This window comes from Halorubrum saccharovorum DSM 1137 (assembly GCF_000337915.1).
Lineage (GTDB): Archaea > Halobacteriota > Halobacteria > Halobacteriales > Haloferacaceae > Halorubrum > Halorubrum saccharovorum.
On record NZ_AOJE01000060.1, the window covers coordinates 197,203 to 213,737 of the forward strand.

18 protein-coding genes are annotated in these 16,535 nt (G+C 69.9%); 8 read left to right on the forward strand and 10 right to left on the reverse strand.

Annotated elements, in window-relative coordinates:
- Nucleotides 1-34 precede the first annotated feature (34 nt).
- The 5 genes from metG to C471_RS12240 form a co-directional block, all read right to left on the reverse strand.
- Nucleotides 35-2,200, reverse strand: a complete 2,166-nt coding sequence (gene metG / locus C471_RS12220) for a methionine--tRNA ligase (RefSeq protein ID WP_004049479.1) — start codon at nt 2,198-2,200, stop codon at nt 35-37.
- 151 nt (nt 2,201-2,351) lie between these two features.
- Nucleotides 2,352-2,804, reverse strand: coding sequence for a pyridoxamine 5'-phosphate oxidase family protein (locus C471_RS12225; protein ID WP_004049480.1), 453 nt, complete (start codon nt 2,802-2,804; stop codon nt 2,352-2,354).
- 132 nt (nt 2,805-2,936) lie between these two features.
- Nucleotides 2,937-3,836 carry a thiamine-phosphate synthase family protein gene (locus tag C471_RS12230; RefSeq protein WP_004049481.1) on the reverse strand — a complete coding sequence of 300 codons (900 nt, stop codon included), beginning with the start codon at nt 3,834-3,836 and terminating at the stop codon, nt 2,937-2,939.
- On the reverse strand, nt 3,833-4,474 hold the full coding sequence (dcd, locus tag C471_RS12235) for a dCTP deaminase (protein WP_004049482.1): 642 nt from the start codon (nt 4,472-4,474) through the stop codon (nt 3,833-3,835). Before dcd ends, C471_RS12230 begins: the two co-directional genes overlap by 4 nt.
- A 117-nt stretch (nt 4,475-4,591) precedes the next feature.
- Nucleotides 4,592-5,344 (reverse strand): YIP1 family protein, encoded by a 753-nt coding sequence (locus C471_RS12240; RefSeq protein WP_004049483.1) that lies wholly within the window; start codon nt 5,342-5,344, stop codon nt 4,592-4,594.
- Between the two features lie 112 nt (nt 5,345-5,456).
- Here C471_RS12240 and polX point away from each other — a divergent pair, with 112 nt between their 5' ends.
- The 4 genes from polX (at nt 5,457) to C471_RS12260 (ending at nt 9,680) form a co-directional block, all read left to right on the forward strand.
- Complete coding sequence (gene polX / locus C471_RS12245; RefSeq protein WP_004049484.1) at nt 5,457-7,214, forward strand: DNA polymerase/3'-5' exonuclease PolX; 1,758 nt, start codon at nt 5,457-5,459, stop codon at nt 7,212-7,214.
- Nucleotides 7,214-7,729 (forward strand): Mut7-C RNAse domain-containing protein, encoded by a 516-nt coding sequence (locus tag C471_RS12250; RefSeq protein ID WP_004049485.1) that lies wholly within the window; start codon nt 7,214-7,216, stop codon nt 7,727-7,729. The genes polX and C471_RS12250 overlap by 1 nt, the downstream gene beginning before the upstream one ends.
- A 53-nt stretch (nt 7,730-7,782) precedes the next feature.
- Complete coding sequence (locus C471_RS12255; RefSeq protein ID WP_004049486.1) at nt 7,783-8,427, forward strand: DUF7095 family protein; 645 nt, start codon at nt 7,783-7,785, stop codon at nt 8,425-8,427.
- Nucleotides 8,428-8,525: 98 nt separating this feature from the next.
- The gene (locus tag C471_RS12260; RefSeq protein WP_049909354.1) at nt 8,526-9,680 is read left to right on the forward strand and encodes a pyridoxal phosphate-dependent aminotransferase; all 1,155 of its coding nucleotides are present in this window, start codon (nt 8,526-8,528) and stop codon (nt 9,678-9,680) included.
- A gap of 52 nt (nt 9,681-9,732) precedes the next feature.
- On the opposite strand, the gene C471_RS12265 is transcribed toward C471_RS12260, so the two are convergent.
- The 3 genes from C471_RS12265 to C471_RS12275 all read right to left on the reverse strand — a co-directional run bounded on the left by C471_RS12265 (nt 9,733) and on the right by C471_RS12275 (nt 12,109).
- A complete protein-coding gene (locus C471_RS12265; protein WP_049909356.1) occupies nt 9,733-10,539 on the reverse strand; it encodes a class I SAM-dependent methyltransferase in 807 nt (268 codons plus the stop codon).
- A gap of 83 nt (nt 10,540-10,622) precedes the next feature.
- Nucleotides 10,623-11,138, reverse strand: a complete 516-nt coding sequence (locus C471_RS12270) for a hypothetical protein (protein WP_004049489.1) — start codon at nt 11,136-11,138, stop codon at nt 10,623-10,625.
- A gap of 134 nt (nt 11,139-11,272) precedes the next feature.
- Nucleotides 11,273-12,109 (reverse strand): deoxyribonuclease IV, encoded by an 837-nt coding sequence (locus C471_RS12275; protein ID WP_004049490.1) that lies wholly within the window; start codon nt 12,107-12,109, stop codon nt 11,273-11,275.
- A 78-nt stretch (nt 12,110-12,187) separates the two neighbouring features.
- Here C471_RS12275 and C471_RS12280 point away from each other — a divergent pair, with 78 nt between their 5' ends.
- A complete protein-coding gene (locus C471_RS12280) occupies nt 12,188-12,721 on the forward strand; it encodes a redoxin domain-containing protein (protein ID WP_004049491.1) in 534 nt (177 codons plus the stop codon).
- Nucleotides 12,722-12,737: 16 nt separating this feature from the next.
- Here C471_RS12280 and C471_RS12285 read toward each other — a convergent pair whose 3' ends face one another.
- On the reverse strand, nt 12,738-13,607 hold the full coding sequence (locus tag C471_RS12285; RefSeq protein ID WP_004049492.1) for a lipoate--protein ligase family protein: 870 nt from the start codon (nt 13,605-13,607) through the stop codon (nt 12,738-12,740).
- Nucleotides 13,608-13,849: 242 nt separating this feature from the next.
- On the opposite strand from C471_RS12285, the gene C471_RS12290 reads away from it, so the two are divergent.
- From C471_RS12290 to C471_RS12300, 3 genes are all read left to right on the forward strand, one after another.
- Nucleotides 13,850-14,764, forward strand: a complete 915-nt coding sequence (locus C471_RS12290) for a serine/threonine-protein kinase RIO2 (protein WP_004049493.1) — start codon at nt 13,850-13,852, stop codon at nt 14,762-14,764.
- Between the two features lie 122 nt (nt 14,765-14,886).
- The gene (locus C471_RS12295) at nt 14,887-15,327 is read left to right on the forward strand and encodes a metal-dependent transcriptional regulator (protein WP_004049494.1); all 441 of its coding nucleotides are present in this window, start codon (nt 14,887-14,889) and stop codon (nt 15,325-15,327) included.
- Nucleotides 15,328-15,600: 273 nt separating this feature from the next.
- Complete coding sequence (locus tag C471_RS12300) at nt 15,601-15,915, forward strand: amphi-Trp domain-containing protein (protein WP_004049495.1); 315 nt, start codon at nt 15,601-15,603, stop codon at nt 15,913-15,915.
- Between the two features lie 18 nt (nt 15,916-15,933).
- On the opposite strand, the gene dpsA is transcribed toward C471_RS12300, so the two are convergent.
- Nucleotides 15,934-16,479, reverse strand: coding sequence for a DNA starvation/stationary phase protection protein DpsA (gene dpsA / locus C471_RS12305; protein WP_004049496.1), 546 nt, complete (start codon nt 16,477-16,479; stop codon nt 15,934-15,936).
- Between the last annotated feature and the right edge of the window lie 56 nt (nt 16,480-16,535).

The window sequence follows — 16,535 nt, forward strand, 5'->3', positions numbered from 1 at the left end:
GGGGCGAGGCGGGCCGATTTCTCCGGAGTCCCGCCTACTTCACCTTCGTGCCCGGCCCGGCGTCCTCGTAGGTGGTGAGGAGGTCGGCCTCCTCGCCGGCCGCGAGCACCATGCCGTTCGACTGGACGCCGAACAGCTCCGCCTTCTCCATGTTCGCGAGCACGACGACCTTCGTGCCGGGCAGCTCGTCGACGTCGTGGAGCTGCTTGAGCCCCGCGACGATCGTCCGGGTCTCGGCGCCGAGGTCGACGCGGAGCTTCAGGAGGTCGTCGGCGCCCTCGATGCCTTCGGCCTCCTCGATCCGGCCGATCCGGATGTCGAGCTCCTGGAAGTCGTCGAAACCGATGCGGTCGTCGCTGAGGGGTTCGATATCGGTCATGTCGTCGGTGTCGTCAGTCGCGTCGTCGGTGTCGTCAGTCGCGTCGTCGGTGGTGTCGCTCTCGCCGTCGTCGCTTTCGGCTTCCTCCTCCCCGGCGTCGTCCGTCTTGCCGTCCGCCGCCTCGGCGACGCGCGCCTCCAGCTTCTCGTTCAGCGCCTCGACGCGCTCGTCTTCGATCTGCGCGAACAGCTCCGTCGGCTCCGCGAGGTCGCCGGCGGGCCCCTCGCGGGCCGTCTCGACGGTGACATCGTGGACCGAGCCGTCCTCGCCGAGCTGGTCCCAGAGGTCCTCGGCCTTCTCCGGCGCGATCGGCTCGAAGAGGACGGCGATCGCCTTCGCGATCGCGACGCAGTCGTGGATGACCTGCGCCGCCTCCTCGGGGTCGTCGTCCACGAGCTTCCACGGCTCGCTGCGCTGGATGTACTCGTTGCCGAACCGCGCCAGGTCGGTGACGGCGTCGCCGACCGCGCGCACGGAGTAGTCGTTGACGGCGGCCTCGAACACCGCGATCGCCTCGTCGATCCGCTCGGCGACCTCGTCGCTCGTCGCGTCCGCGATGGGGGCGTCCTCGTAGTTGCGGTGGGCGAAGAGGAGCGAGCGGTAGAGGAAGTTGCCGACCGTGCCCACCAGCTCGGTGTTGACGCGGTCGCGGAACTTCTCCCACGAGAAGTCCACGTCCTGCTGGAACCCGCCGTTGGTCGCGAGGTAGTAGCGCAGCGGGTCGGGGTGGAACCCCTCGTCGAGGTACTCGTCGGCCCAGACCGCGCGGTCGCGGCTCGTGGAGAACCCCTTTCCGCCGAGGGTGACGAACCCGCTGGCCATCACGGCGCGCGGCTCGGTGTGGTCCGTCGCCTCCAGCATCGCGGGCCAGAAGATCGTGTGGTGCTGGATGATGTCGCGACCGATCACGTGGACGATCTCGCCGCCCTCGGGGTGGGCGTCGCTCGCGCCCTCCTTCCACGCGGCCTCCCAGTCGAACGCGTCGGCGCCGACGCGCTCGGAGTACTGCTTCGTCGAGGATATGTACTCGATCGGGGCGTCGACCCAGACGTACAGCACGAGGTCCTGCGGGTTCTCGTCGGGCAGGTCGATCCCCCAGTCCATGTCGCGGGTGATACACCAGTCCTGTAACCCCTGTTCGATCCACTCGCGGGGCTGGTTCCGGGCGTTCGAGGTCCCCTCCAGCCGGTCGAGGAAGTCGGAGAGGTACTCGGAAAACTCGGAGACCTCGAAGAACTTGTGGGTACGCTCGCGGTACTCGGCGGGGTTGCCCGTGATCGTCGACTCGGGGTCCTCGACCTCGCCCGGTTCGAGGTGGCGCTGGCACCCCTCGTCGCACTCGTCGCCGCGGGCGTGCGCGCCGCAGTACGGGCAGGTCCCCTCGACGTACCGGTCCGGGAGGTACTGGTCGTCGACGGGGTCGTACGCGACCATGATCTCCTTCTCGTAGAGGTGACCGCCCTCGTCGAGGTCGCGCACCAGCCGTTGGGTCACCTCCGTGTTTGTCTCGTCGTGGGTGTGGCCGTAGTTGTCGAACTCGACGTTGAACTTCGGGAACGTCGCGGCGTACCGCTCGTGCCAGTCGAGCGCGAACCGCTCGGGAGAGACCCCCTCCTGCTCGGCGTTGACCGCGACGGGCGTACCGTGCATGTCGGAGCCGGAGACGAACGCGGTCTCCTGGCCGAGTCGTTCGAGCGCGCGCCGGTACACGTCGCCGCCGACGTAGGTGCGGAGGTGGCCGATGTGGAGGTCGCCGTTGGCGTACGGCAGTCCACAGGTCACCACCGCCGGGTCGTCGGTGGGGAAGTCGTCGTGGCTCATGTGGTGTGTATCGAAGTGTCGTGGATACGGGCCTAAAGCCCGCTGATTTTCGGGTGAGATCGAGACGGACCGATCGCGTCACCGGGAAGTCATGCCCGATCGACAGAACGGTGTTCGCACGCCCCTCTCGAAACCGGTCAGGGGAGGTGACTCAAGGGCCCATCGACCGTTCGACGCGGCCGGTGAGCCGGTCCGGATCGAGCCGGTAAAACTGGAACTCCACCTGACTCGTCGGCTCGCCGAAGATGTCGACTATCGGTATCTGCTTCGTCCGTTCGAGCCCGGCGAGCGACTCCGTGGAAAGCGACTCGTCGGTCGTCGACACCAACCGACCGCTTGCCGCCACGCTCTTCCACCGCCCGTCGCGTTCGCCGTAGGTGACGAACGTGACTCCGCGGTCGGTGGGGTTCGCCTTTCCGCTCTCTCCCCCGACGGCGAGCCGGAAATAAAACACCTCATCGACCGGGTCGTACCCGTACGACACCGGGACCGAGTGCGGGGGGTCGTCGCCGGCCGTCGACAGGGAGAGAACTCCCGTCCCGGATCGCCCGAGGAACTCGTCGCGCTCGTCGTCCTCCATCTGGACCGCGTCGGGGCCGGTCATACGTGACGTTGGACGGGCACGATAATGAAGGTCGGCCACGGACCGCGAAGGGAGCGAAATGCGTCGACCCGTTGCGTCTCGCCGACGCGTCGGTCCGTTCGTCTCGCCGACGCGTCGACCCGTTTCGACTCCCTACACGATCGCGCGGACGATCGCGGCCGCCTCCGACGCGGTCGGTGCGAGGACGTACACGATCGGCTCGATGCCGACCGCACCGGTCTGATAGAGGACGAGCGTGTCGTTCGGACCGGCGTCGGCGACCGCGTCGGCGACCGCCTCGCTCGTCGGGCGCTCGGGGTCGAACTCCGCCGTCGGATGGTCGGTAGCGAGCGCCTCGACGGTCTCGGGCGCGTACCGCACGTTCACCGCGCCGCGGGCGGTCGCGCCCGCCTCGCGCGCGGCGAGCAGGACCGTCGCGACGTGCTCGCTCACGCCGAACTCGGGCTCGCCCGGCACCATCGCCTGCCCCTTCACGTCGACGAGGCGACCGGGAACGGCCGCCACGTCGTCGATCGTCCGGGCGTCGTCGAGACACTCGGCGACGTTTGCACCGACGTTCGGGATGAGCCCGGCGAAGCCGGAGGCGTTCGTCAGGGTCCGGAGCCCGCGCCGGACCGACGAGAGGACGCGCTCGCGCTCGCGGAGCCCGCTGTCCGGGTCGTGGACCGAGAACTCCACCTCGGCGTCGGCGAGCGCGGGCATCGCCTCCTCGTGGAGGTCCGCGAGGAGGTCCCCCTCCTCCAGCCGGCGGATCAGCACCTCGATCTCGACGAGCGCCGCGACCGGGGTCATCTCCCCCGCGGCGAGCCCCTCGCCCACGCGCTCCACGAGCTCTCGGACGCGCTCGTCGGCGACGATCCGGTCGTGGCGGGCCACGTCGCCGTGGGCGTACTTCGAGACGGCCGACTGCGAGATGCCGAGCGCGTCGGCGACCTCGCGCTGGGTGAAGCCGCGCTCGCGGAGGTCCTCCGCCAGCATCGAGCGCACCGTCGGGAGGAACTCGTCGACGACGACCTCTTCGATGAACCTCATCGATCGCCCTCCGCGTTCTCGGCGTCCGCCTCGGCCTCCCCCTCCGCCTCGTGCCCGTCCCCGTCGAACTCCGGGTCGGAGCCGATCCGGGAGGCCTGCGGGCCGTCCTGGTCCTGGTACTTCGAGCCGCGCTCGACGCCGTACGGGCGGTTCGCGGGCGACTTGAGCTCCGTGAAGATGAGCTGCGAGACGCGCATCCCGGGCGTGAGCGCCACGGGCGCGGTGCCGAGGTTCGACAGTTCGAGCGTGATCTGGCCCTTGTATCCCGGATCGACGATCCCCGCGGTGGCGTGGATGACGATCGCGAGCCGCCCGAGCGACGACCGCCCCTGCACGGTCGCGAGCAGGTCCGGCGGGATCTCGACGCGCTCGGTCGTCGTCCCGAGCACGAAGTCGCCGGGGTGGAGGATGAACTCCTCGCCCTCGGGCACCCGCGTCTCCGTGACGTAGTCGCCGACCTCGTCGGCCTCGGTCGGGTGGATACAGGGGATGTTCGTGCGCTGGAACTCCAGGAAGCGCTCGCCGAGCCGCAGGTCGACGCTCGCGGGCTGGACCTGCTGGTCGACGTCGTCGAGCGGCTCGACCACCAGGTCCCCGTCCGCGAGGCGGTCGAGGATGTCCGCGTCCGACAGGATCATGTCGGATGAGGGTCGCCGACCGGGTTAAAAACTCCCGAATCCGCGGACGCCCACGAGGCGACAGCGGAGCCGGGTCGTCGCGGGCCGTCACGCCGCCGGCCCTTCCGCCACCGGCCCTCACGCCGCCGCGAGCAGCAGCCCGAGCAGCGCGAAGACGCCCGCGACCGCGCCGGCGACGCCCCGGTCGAGGTCGTGGTACGCCTCCAGCCCGCCGACGACCACGACCCACTGGACCGCGATCACGACCGCGGAGGCGGCGAGAAGCGGCCCCTGCATCGCGGAGATGGCCGCGACGATCTCGTTCGCGATCGCCTCCAGCGTGGTCCCGTCAACCGTCGTCGTCGCGAGCGCGTACCAGATCGCGGCGAGCCCGGCGACCAGTCGGGCCAGCTCTGCGGCCATCGCCCACGCCGCGATCCCGAACGAGTCGCCGACGGAGCCGGCGCCGCCGGCGAGGCGCGCCCCGCCGTGGAGCGCGAGCGCGAAGACCGCCCACCAGATCGGTACCCCGATCAGCGCGTAGCCGACGTAGCCGCCCACCGCGCTCCGCAGCTCTTCGCCCACGTCCACGTCGACCCGTTCGGGCCGGTCGCACTGCTCGGCCAAGACGCCGTTCCCGTCGTCATCGCCGAACGCCTCGCAGGTCGACTCCGGCGGGCGGTCCGGATTGTCGACCGTCACCTCGCGGTCGATCGTCGCGTCGAAGGCGGCTCCCAGCGCGACGACCCCGAAGGTCGTCGCGAGGGTGACGACCACGACGACGCCGACCGCGAGGCCGCCACCCCCCGGCTTGAGTCGCCGGAAGCCGGCGCGCGAGCGATCGAGGAGACCGGCGACGAGCCCGGAGAGGGCGGCGAGCGGGGAGGGCATGAACGGCGGATCCGCGCGATCGGACAAGTGCCTTGCCCATCGATCGCGGAAACGCCGAGGGCCGCGACGATCGCTCTCACTTATTAGTACCGTCCGACCGAACCCTCACCCAATGAGCCGCAACGACGAGGTCGCCGCCCTCTTAGAGGAGTTCGCCGACCGGCTCGAAGCGACCGGCGTCGAGTACAAGCCGACCGCCTACCGCCGCGCCGCGGAGAACGTCCGCGAGCACACCGCGCCGATCGAGAACCTCGCGGGGGAGGGGGAGGACGCGGTCGCCGAGATCGACCGCGTCGGCGACGCGATCGCCTCGAAGATCGTCGAGTACTTCGAGACCGGATCGATCGCGGAGCTGGAGGACCTCCGCGAGGAGCTGCCCGCCGACATCGAGGCGCTGACAGCGGTCGAGGGCGTCGGGCCGAAGACCGTCGGGAGCCTTTACGAGGCGCTCGGTGTCACTACCCTCGACGAGCTGGAGAAAGCGGCCGAGGGGGAGAAAATCCGCGAGGTCTCCGGATTCGGCGCCACGACCGAGCAGAACATCCTCGACAACATCCCGTTCGCGCGCGAGGCTCGGGAGCGCACCAGGCTCGGCGACGCGCGCCCGGTCGCGGACGCCGCCCTGTCGTACCTCGCCGACCTCGACGCGGTCGCCGAGGCCGAGGTCTGCGGCTCGATCCGGCGCTGGAAGGACACCATCGGCGACGTCGACCTGCTCGTCGCCAGCCGGGAGCGCGAGCCGATCGTCGAGGCGTTCACCGACTGGCCCGAGGCCGACGCGACGATCGAGGCCGGCACCGGGAAGGCGAGCGTCCGCGCGAGCGGCACTCGGGTCGACCTCCGGATCGTCGACGGCGAGGAGTTCGGGTCGGCGCTCCAGTACTTCACCGGCTCGCGCGCCCACAACGTCGCGGTGCGCAACCGCGCGCTCGACCGCGACCTGAAGCTCAACGAGTACGGCCTGTTCGACGTGAGCGGCGTCGACGACCCCGACGCCGGCCAGCGGGTCGGCGAGCGCGTCGCGGGCGCGAGCGAGGACGGCGTCTACGAGGCGCTCGACATGGACCCCGTCCCGCCCGAACTCCGAGAGGACAACGGCGAGGTCGCGGCGGCCGCGGCGGGGGATCTCCCAGACCTCGTCGAGACCGCCGACCTCCGCGGCGACCTCCACACCCACACCGACTGGTCGGACGGGAGCTTCTCGATCGCGGAGATGATCGGGGCGGCCGCGGAGCGCAGCTACGACGTGCACGCGGTCACCGATCACGCCGCCGGACCGGGGATATTCGGGAACACCGGGCTCGGCGAGGCCGAGATCGCTGAGCAGGCGGAGGCCGTCGACGAAGCCAGTGACGCCGTCGACGCCGACGTCGAGGTCCTCCACGGGATCGAGGCCAACATCGACGCCGAGGGGGCGATCACCACCGACGACGACACCCTCGCCGACCTCGATCTGGTCGTCGCCTCGCCGCACTCCGCGCTGGGGCAGGACTCCGACGCCGCCACGGAGCGGCTGATCCGGGCGGTCGAACACCCCCACGTCGACGTCCTCGGCCACCCGACGGGGCGGATCATCAACAGTCGCCCCGGTCTCGCCCCCGACGTGGAGGCCGTGGTCGAGGCGGCCGCGGCCGCCGGCACCGCGATCGAGGTGAACGCGAACCCGGCCCGGCTCGACGCCGACGGCGACGCGGTCCGGGCCGCGATCGACGCGGGCGCGACGATCGCCGTCAATACCGACGCGCACGCGCCCCGCGAGCTCGACAACGTCCGGTACGGGGCCCACACCGCCCGGCGCGGCTGGGCCGAGGCCGCCGACGTGCTCAACGCGCGGTCGCCCGACGAGATCCGGGAGTTCCTCGACGACTGATGCCGACCGAGGGTTCGGCCGACGACGACGAACCGACCGCCGACGGGGAGACCCCTCGCGTTCTCCTCGACGTGATGTGTGGCAAACTCGCCACCTACCTCCGGATGTGCGGCTACGACGCCGCCTACGCGCTCGACCGCGGGATCGAGGACGACGACCGGCTCCTGTCGCTGGCCGCGGATGAGGAGCGGACCCTGATCACCCGCGACCGCGAGCTCGCCGCCCGCGCCGCCGACGCGGTCCTCCTCACCGAGCGCGACGTGCTCGACCAGCTCCGCGAGCTCGCCGCCGCGGGTTACCCCGTCGCACTCGCCGACGAGCCGACCCGCTGTGGCGCCTGCAACGGGCGCGTCGAGCGGGTCGACTCGGAGGGCGGGGACGACGGGGACGACGCGGATCCGCCGGAGTACGTGCCAAACGATCGCCGTCCCGCGTGGCGCTGTCGCGACTGCGGCCGCTGGTTCTGGAAGGGGGGTCACTGGGAGTCGGTCGCCGAGCGACTCGCCGAGGTCTGAGACCCCCCCCCCGAGCGAAACCGGTTTGCCCGCGACTCGCCTACGGTCGCGTAATGGACCGCGAGCAGGCCGTCGCCCGGCTGGAGACCCTCGTCGACCGCGTCGAACGCGAGACCATGCCGGTCCCCGTCCGCGAGGTGTGGGCGTTCGGCGACGTGGCGCTCGGGCTCGACCCCGTCGAGCGGCTCGACGTGTACGTCACCAAGGACGTGATCATGGGCGGCGATCGCGAGGCCGCCGCCGAGTTCGCGGCCGAGTACGGCGTCAAGGGCGTCGGTACCTCCGTCCGCGCCGAGTGGGCCGAGGCGCACCCGGACCGCGTGCGCGCGAGCGACAACGGGTACGCCGCGCCCGAGAAATGCCTCGCGGCCGAGCTCATTGGCGATGAGGAGCCGATCCACCTCGAAGTGTGCAACGCGAGCTTCGAGGACAACGTGCGCCAGCGCCTGAAGGGCGCGCTCGCCCGCGACGCCTACGAGGAGGTGCTCGACCCGCGCGGCGTCTGCCTGTGGGTCGACGGCACCCGCGACGAGGAGGCGTTCGACCGGCTGCGCGAGGCCTCCCTCGCGATGCCGACGCTCCCGGCCGCGCTCGGTATGCTCGGCGCCGACGAGGACGTGGCCAACGAGGCGGCCGACGTGCTCAAGCGGCGGCGCGCCGAGCAGGAGGGATCGTCGGTGCGCGGAGATATGGTCTAACTCGGTGCTCGTCTCCCCGGTGCGCGCCGGGCGAGCGCCCGCTGCCCGGGGTTGACCGCCACCGGACGGTTTTTGAGCGAGTTCGCCGTGTGGACGGTATGCCAACACCCACCAATCGGGTCCGGCGAGCGGAGCGCTCGCGGATCCGCGTGATGTTCGACCTCGCGCAGCGTCACGACGGTGACCTCGTCAGGTTGGAGGTCGGCGAACCCGACTTCGACACGCCCGAGCACGTGATCGACGCGGCCGCGAGCGCCGCCCGCGACGGCGCGACGCATTACACCTCGAACGCGGGGCTCCCGGAGTGCCGGCGGGCCATCAGCGACACGCTCGCCGACGAGTACGGCGTCGAACACGACCCCGACGAAGTCGTCGTCACCGTCGGCGGGATGGAGGCGCTCCACCTGGCGGTCCTCGCGACGGTGTCGCCCGACGAGGAGCTGCTCGTTCCGGGGCCGACGTGGCCCAACTACGAGACGCAGGCGACGCTCGCCGACGGGAGGTTTCGCGAGGTCCCGATGCCCGCCGAGACGGGGTTCGCTCTCGACGCCGACCGCGTGATCGACGCGATGAGCGACGACACCGCGGCGGTCGTGCTCACGACGCCCTCGAACCCCACCGGTCGCGTCTTCGACCCCGACGAGTGTCGGGCGGTCGTCGAGGCCGCCGCCGACCACGACGCCTACGTGATCGCGGACGAGGTGTACCTCGGGCTCACCTACGACGGTCCCGTCGAGGGTATCGCCGCGTACACCGACCACCCGGACCACGTGCTGACGGTCGGCTCCTGCTCGAAGCGGTACGCGATGACCGGATGGCGGCTCGGCTGGCTCGCGGGCGACCGGCACGTGCTCGACGAGGTGGTGACGGTCCGCGAGTCGACCACCGCCTGCGCGCCGAGCGTCTCACAGCACGCCGCGATCGCCGCCCTGACCAGGCCGCAGGAGCCGTTCCAGGAGATGTATCGGGCGTTCGAGGAGCGTCGCGACCTCGTCGCCGACCGGATCGACGCCATCGACGGGCTCTCCGCTCCCCGCCCCGAGGGCGCGTTCTACGCCTTCCTCGACCCCGGGATCGACGCCCCCGCCGTCGACGTCGCGAAGCACCTCCTCCGGGAGCACGGCGTCGTGCTCGCCCCCGGTGACGGCTTCGGCGACACGGCCCCCGGGCGGCTCCGGCTCTCCTTCGCCAACTCCGTCGACCGGCTCGAAGAGGGATTCGACCGGATCGAGGCCGGATTGGCGGAGTACTGACTGCCGGCGGTCTCCCCGTCGCGCTCGCGGGTCGCGGGCCGCTCGCCGATCCCTACGCCACCCGTCCCACGGTCACGTCGAAGGGGACGCGCTCGACGCGCTCGTACTCCTCGGCTCCGATCGCGTCGACCACCTCGCGACCCATCTCCCGCCAGCGCCGCCGCAGGTCGTCGTACGCGGCCTCGGAGGTCGCCGCGATCAGCTCCTCGCGGTGGTCGGCCAGCCCCGCGCCCGAGGCCTTCCGCGCCGCGGCGGTCAACGCCGGCTCCGCGTACGGCGCCGCGACCCGCTTCTCGTGGACGTAGCGCCGAGTCCGCACGTCGTCGAGCCCCGCCGCCGCGAACGCGTCGCGGACGCGGTCGCCGAGCGCCACGTCGGTGTCGACCCCCCGCAGGTACGCCTCCCGCGCCTCGCGCTCCAGGCGCTCCTCGGCGTCGACGGTGGAGGTGACCGTCACGTCGGCGTTGTCGGGTTCGATCGCAGCGACGATGTCTGAGGAGACCCGCGAGAACTCTCGGACCGCGGCGGCCGGGTCAGGGAGGTTGATGAGGAGGGCCTGACAGACCGCGAGGTCGACGGCGTCGTTCGGGAGGGGGAGCCGCGTCGCGTCGCCGACGACGTACGGGAGCCCCGTTTCCGCCCGGGCGACTCGCAGCAGTTCGGGGTCCGCGTCGACGCCGATCACGGTCGCGTCGGGGCCCGCCTCCGAGTCGAGGACGCGGGTCAGTTCGCCGGTGCCGCAGCCGGCGTCGAGGACGTGGCGGCGGCTCGACAGGTCGAGGTCCGCGAGGGCCTCCCGGCCGTCGGCCCACATCCCGCGGCGGGTGTGTTCGAGGTAGTCCGCGGAGAAACGTCGCACGCTCCCGCGTTCGGCGCAGGAGAAATAAACGGTACGGAACTCGGTCGTCGTCGCCGTCGTCGCCTCACTCCGCGTCGTCCGTCTCACTCCGCCTCGCCGCCGCCACCCTCGCTGTCGCCGCCGCCACCCTCGCCGTCGCCGCCGCCACCCTCGCCGTCGCCGCCGACCCCCGCCAGGTCCGCGAGGAGCGCGGCGGTGACCCCGGCGCAGTAGCCGACGAACGCCCCGCTCAGCCCGACGAGCGCGAACGACATCGTCACTCCGCTCAGCGGCGCGTCGCCGCCGCCCACGCCGGGAACGCCGAACACGGTGCCGACGACCACGAGCGCGGCGAACACGAGCGCGGGCACGACGCCCACCGTCAGACACGCCGGCCCTCCGCAGCGCGCGTACGCGCCGGCGGCCGCGATCGGCGCCGGAGCGTAAAACACCAACAGCGGGACGAGGCGGTCCGTCACCGCCGCCGCGGCCTGAATGTCAGCGAGGTCGGCGACGACCGCGACCGCCAGCGCCAGCGCCACGAGACCGGCGAACCCCCCGACCATCGTGAGGGCCAACCGGCGTCGACGACCGATGAGCAGCGCCTCAGTGGTGGTCATATCCGTGGATCACGGCTCCCGCCATATAAAGGCGCGTCGGACGCTTTTAACTGAATCAACGGATCCGCCGCGCTCGCTCCCGTGGCGGTATAATCGGAGAGGGGTCACTCAGCCAGAGCTCACTCAGCCAGAGCTCACTCCGCCCGCAGCTCGCGGACGCGATCGATGTTCCACGCGAAGCTCTTCCCGTCCTCGGTCGGCGTCTCCAGCGCGAGCGGCACGTCCGCCAGATCCGGGTGGTTGAGGAACCGTTCCATCCCGGCTTCGCCGATGAGCCCTTCGCCGATGTGCGCGTGCTCGTCCTTGTTGGTGCCGCAGGCGTGTTTCGAGTCGTTGAGGTGGACGTACTTGAGGTGTTCCAACCCGACCACGTCGTCGAACTCCGCGACCGTCTGATCGACCGCCTCGGGCGTCGAGAGGTCGTACCCCGCCGCGAACGCGTGGGCGGTGTCGACGCAGACGTCGATGTCCGTCTCCGTGCGGTCGATGATCCCCGCCAAGTGCTCGAACTCCCCGCCGAGCTTCGTGCCCGCGCCCGCGTCGCTCTCGATCAGGATCGTGACGCCGTCGGGCACGTCGATGTCGTCGATCACCGACGCCGCGTTGTCGAGCCCCCCCTCGACGCCCGCCCCCGTGTGCGCGCCGAGGTGGACGTTGACGTACGGGATTCCGAGCGTGTCGGCCGCGTCGACCTCCTTCTGCATCGAGTCGAGCGACTTCTCGCGGAGCCCGTCTTTCGGGGTACAGAGGTTGACGAGGTAGGAGGTGTGGATCACCCACGGCCCCTCTAGGTCGCGTTCGGTGCCCTCGCGGAACCGCTCGGCCTCCTCGTCGCCGATGTTCGGGTCCTGCCACACCTGCGGGGAGTGGGTGAATATCTGTCCGCAGTTGCCGCCGACCTCCACCTGGTTCCCGACCGCGTTGTCCACGCCGCCAGCGATCGAGACGTGCGCGCCGACCTTGAGACTCATACCGTTCCCACGCGAGCGCCGGAAAAAGCCCCTTCGAAAACCGCGCGACTTTTCACGTCAGGCGGTATCTCACCGCCCATGACCGACGATCCCGGCCTCGCGGTCGGAGAGCGCGCTCCGAACGTCTCCGGGGACCTCGTCACTCCCGACGGCGAGGTCGAGTCCGTCGCCCTCGACGACCTGCTCACCGACGGCCCCGTGCTGCTGTGTTTCTACACCGCCGACTTCAGCCCGGACTGCGTCGAGCAGTGGTGCGCGTTCCGCGACTTCGACTGGTTCGCCTCCGGCGACGCGGTGCAGGTCGTCGGCGTCAGCAAGTCGGGCGTCGGACTCCACCGGCGGTTCATCGACCGCCTCGACCTCACCTTCCCGATGTTCTCTGACCCCGACCTCGAGATCGCCGCCGCCTTCGACGTGGTGTACCGCGCGCTCGGGATCGCGAAGCGCTCGCGCCGGTCCTGCTTCCTCCTCGACCAGAACCGGACCGTGCGGTACCGGTGGCTCAGCCAGCACTGGCTCGACCCGACGCGCGACGTGCCCCCCGTCGACGAGATCTACGAGTCCGTCCGGGACCGCCTCGACGTCGAAGACCCCGATACGTTCGGGTTCTGAAGCGGACCTCGATCGGTTACGACGAGTCGCGCCCGGGTCGCGTCCGGACCCACTCCTCGTCGCGGTACTTCGTCTCGACGAGTTCCTCCGCGCGCCGGAGCTCCGCGTCGGTCCACGAGCCGTTGCGGTCGATGGTGACTCCCTCTCTCTCACCGCCCTCTCCGGCCACCCACGCGGCGAGCGCCGTCTCCACCGCCGCCACCGCCTCCTCTCGATCGACACCGGCGAGTTCGCCCATTCCGGCGACTCGGTCCCGGAACTCGGCGGGCGTCACCGCCGGGTCCGCAAACGTTTCGAGGTGGCGCTCGGCCTCGACCGAGAACGTCAGCGAGCCGTGCTGGATCACGGCGTCCCGCTTCCGGTACTGGGCGTTACCGGCGATCTTCCGTCGGCGATCGTCGCCGCCGTCCGCTCCGCCGGCGACCACGTCGTGCGCCGGGTGAAGCTCACGGAGGTAACAGGCCGGGTGGTACAGCTCCGGCATCGACTCCTCGACGTAGCCCGCGTCGATTCCGAGCCGATCGAACGCGTCGAGGACGGGCTCACAGAGCAGGTGGTAGCAGTCGAGCAGTTCGCCCGGCACGTCGGCGGCCGGAACGGCGATCGAGTAGGCCACGTCGCCGTACGTGTCGTGGTAGATCCCGCCGCCGCCGGTCTGGCGACGGGTCACGTCGATCCCCTCGCGATCGCAGGACTCCCAGTCGACGGTCGCCGGGTCCTGTCGGTAGCCGAGCGTGAGACAGCTCGGGTCCCACCGGTACGTTCGAACGGTGGCCGGACCGCCCGCGGCCGCCGTCTCCGCCGCGACCTCGTCGAGCGCCATCTGCATCGGCCCCGGCCGCGGCTCCTCTCGGATCAGTCGCCAGTCGCCGTCCGGCGCGCTCACCGTCCACCACCCGCGTTCCGCGATCGCCTCTCGCTCGCGCTTCGCGACCGGCCACCGCCCCCGTCTTGCGCTCCGTCCGCGTGCATACGCCCCACGTCGGCGCCCCGTCCGAAAGCGGTTGCGTTCGACGGGTCGCGACCGCCCGATCCCGCTGATCGCCGATTTGATATCGCGCAATGTGATTTATCTCGCCGCTCACCGAACGCGCGTCCCTTTTACGAATCCCCGGAGTAGGGACGCGTATGGTTCGAAACGTCGCCAGCGACATGGCCGAGCTCGATCCCGAGGACTTCTATCTCCTCTCGGGCGTCGAGCAGGGGATGCGCTTCTCCGAGTGGGTCCGACGGGACAAGATCCCCGACTACGCCGACCTGACGCGCGAGGAGGTCGACTACCGGATCGACCGGTGTCTCGACCGCGAGCTGATCGAACGCAAGACGATCCAGTACGAGGGGTACCAGCTCACCTTCGAGGGGTACGACGCCCTGGCCCTCCGCACCTTCGCCGAGCGCGAGACCATCGACGGCGTGGGCTCACCCTTGGGGTTCGGCAAGGAGGGAGACGTGTACGAGGCGCAGTCGTTCAAGCCGCTCGCTCTGAAGTACCACCGCGAGGGGTACACCAACTTCCGCGAGGTGAACCGCGAGCGCGAGTACACCGCCGACCGCGACCACGTCTCGTGGCTCTACACCGCTCGCAAGGCGGCCGAACGAGAGTACGAGGCGATGGAGGCGCTGTACCCCGACGTGTCGGTGCCGCGGCCGGTCGACCACAACCGCCACGCTATCGTGATGGACAAGTTCGACGGCGTCGAGCTGGCGCGCGCGAAACTCGAACCCGAACAGGCGATCGGCGTCCTCGATCTCGTCTGCCGGGAGCTGGTGACCGCATACGACCTCGGGTGGGTTCACGCGGACATGTCCGAGCACAACGTCGCGGTCGCGGAAAGCGGGATCACGATCTTCGACTGGCCGCAGGCGGTCCCCGTCGATCACGAGAACGCCCGCGAATTCCTCGAACGCGACGTAGAGAACCTTCAGCGATACTTCGGCCGGAAGTACCCCCACGTGGTGCCGCGCGACGCGGATATCGAAGGAATCGCGGACGCGATCGTCGACGGCTCTTTTGAGACGATTCGGGCGTTCGGCGAACAATAAACTACATTGCGATATATTAAATCTCTCAACGCTCCCGCGCTTCCGCTCTCGCGCTCTCAGTCGCTGCGCCGCTTCTGTTCCGGATCCGTAATCATTTTATATTTTTAGGGAAGCCTAAAACCATGGCGCACGTCGGCGAACCGGGACCCACGAGGGCGGCCCGGTACCTCCTCGCGCTGTACATCGCGGAACACCGGGAGTCGCCGCCGATTTCACCCGGTCGGATCGCCGAGATGCTCGACCGCTCCCCGGCGGCGACGACGGAGATGCTCCAGCGGCTCGCGGCCGACGGGCTCGTCGCCCGCGAACCGTACGAGGGCGCGACGCTCACCGACGCCGGGCGAGAGCGCGCGGGTGACCTCCACGAGACGTACGTCGCGCTCTCGTGGTTCTTCCGCGACGTCCTCGATCTCGACGCGTACGAGCGCGAGGCGATGGAGATGGCCGGGCTGGTCAGTCCCGCGGTCGCCGAACGGCTCGCCCGCCTGCTGTTCGAAGACCTCGAGGCCGACGCAGAGCCTCCTTTCGACGATCTCGGGATCTCGCCGAGACGCGCGGAGTGACCGCGCCGACGACCGCCGTCGGGGCTGCCGCCGGCGGCTGGGATCCCGGCGACGACTACCGTCGACCGCATCCTTTTTATTTTAGGTTTGCCTAAAGACACTCAATGTCTGCAGGCGCTCGGTCCCGCACCGACTCCCCGCGCGAATCGGAATCCGATCAGATCCCGGATGTCACAGTCTGTGAGGGATGCCCCGGCCGATCGGTGTTTCTGGAGTCCGAAAATACGGACGGGTGGATCGCCAGCGACCACGTCGTCGACGTGACTCGGTGAGATGACGGACCACTCTCCTTCGGACGAGTCCGCGTCGTCGTCGCCTGACGACGACCGGACCGTGATTTCGGGTCGGAACTTCGAACAGGAGTACCGCGTCGACGCGAGCGAGGCGGGTGAGTTCCTGATCGCACTCGGCGAGGGGCTCCGAGACGGCGACGAGCTCCGGATCGAGACGGACGAGTGGGAACTCCCCTTCGCGTTCGGCGAGCCGGTGGAACTCGAGGTCGACTTCGAAGGCGTCGGCGAACCGGAGTTAGAGATCGAAGTGACGCTGCCGGGACGGACCGATCAGACGGCGCCGGACGTTCGCTAGGCGCTCGCGGTCCAGCGGTTAGTTCGTCGCGGACTCCGCGACGAGCGTGTCGTCCTCGAGGTAGTGTTCGATGTGGTGGGCGTGCTCTTCGATGCCCTCCAGCTGATCGCGAAGCATCTCCGCGGTCGTGTAGTCGCCGAGCCCCTCAGCGAGTTCGATGTGCTGCCGGTAGCTCTCGATGATGTCGCCCATCATCTCCAGGTCGTTCGCGAGCGACGTGCGGATGTCGTAGACGTCTTCGTCTTCCGGCTCGACGGTGGCGTTCTCCGTGAGCGTCGTCATGCTGGCGTGCGGAACGCCTCCGAGCGCCTGGAGCCGTTCGGCCAGTTCGTCGGCGGCGGCCTCAACGTCCTCGTACACCTCTTGGAGGAACACGTGGACCTCGAGGAACTCCGCGCCCTCGACGTTCCAGTGGTGTTTGTGGAGCTGGTGGTAGAGGACGTACGCGTCCGCGAGGTCGACGTTCAGCGCCTCGATAATCTGCTCCGCCTTCTCCGTGTCGAGTCTGAGGGCGTTCTCTTCGACGGTTCCGGCGCGCTGTCGAGTCTCTTTCTGCGTGCTCATAACACTAACTCCTACTCCCTCTACCTACTTATAAGTTATCAACTTAAAAACATTTT

Excerpts from the sequence above, each read along its gene's own strand:
- metG (WP_004049479.1), bottom strand. The coding sequence starts at position 2,200 with ATGAGCCACGACGACTTCCCCACCGACGACCCGGCGGTGGTGACCTGT.
- C471_RS12225 (WP_004049480.1), bottom strand. The coding sequence starts at position 2,804 with ATGACCGGCCCCGACGCGGTCCAGATGGAGGACGACGAGCGCGACGAG.
- C471_RS12230 (WP_004049481.1), bottom strand. The coding sequence starts at position 3,836 with ATGAGGTTCATCGAAGAGGTCGTCGTCGACGAGTTCCTCCCGACGGTG.
- dcd (WP_004049482.1), bottom strand. The coding sequence starts at position 4,474 with ATGATCCTGTCGGACGCGGACATCCTCGACCGCCTCGCGGACGGGGAC.
- C471_RS12240 (WP_004049483.1), bottom strand. The coding sequence starts at position 5,344 with ATGCCCTCCCCGCTCGCCGCCCTCTCCGGGCTCGTCGCCGGTCTCCTC.
- polX (WP_004049484.1), top strand. The coding sequence starts at position 5,457 with ATGAGCCGCAACGACGAGGTCGCCGCCCTCTTAGAGGAGTTCGCCGAC.
- C471_RS12250 (WP_004049485.1), top strand. The coding sequence starts at position 7,214 with ATGCCGACCGAGGGTTCGGCCGACGACGACGAACCGACCGCCGACGGG.
- C471_RS12255 (WP_004049486.1), top strand. The coding sequence starts at position 7,783 with ATGGACCGCGAGCAGGCCGTCGCCCGGCTGGAGACCCTCGTCGACCGC.
- C471_RS12260 (WP_049909354.1), top strand. The coding sequence starts at position 8,526 with ATGCCAACACCCACCAATCGGGTCCGGCGAGCGGAGCGCTCGCGGATC.
- C471_RS12270 (WP_004049489.1), bottom strand. The coding sequence starts at position 11,138 with ATGACCACCACTGAGGCGCTGCTCATCGGTCGTCGACGCCGGTTGGCC.
- C471_RS12275 (WP_004049490.1), bottom strand. The coding sequence starts at position 12,109 with ATGAGTCTCAAGGTCGGCGCGCACGTCTCGATCGCTGGCGGCGTGGAC.
- C471_RS12280 (WP_004049491.1), top strand. The coding sequence starts at position 12,188 with ATGACCGACGATCCCGGCCTCGCGGTCGGAGAGCGCGCTCCGAACGTC.
- C471_RS12290 (WP_004049493.1), top strand. The coding sequence starts at position 13,850 with ATGGTTCGAAACGTCGCCAGCGACATGGCCGAGCTCGATCCCGAGGAC.
- C471_RS12295 (WP_004049494.1), top strand. The coding sequence starts at position 14,887 with ATGGCGCACGTCGGCGAACCGGGACCCACGAGGGCGGCCCGGTACCTC.
- C471_RS12300 (WP_004049495.1), top strand. The coding sequence starts at position 15,601 with ATGACGGACCACTCTCCTTCGGACGAGTCCGCGTCGTCGTCGCCTGAC.
- dpsA (WP_004049496.1), bottom strand. The coding sequence starts at position 16,479 with ATGAGCACGCAGAAAGAGACTCGACAGCGCGCCGGAACCGTCGAAGAG.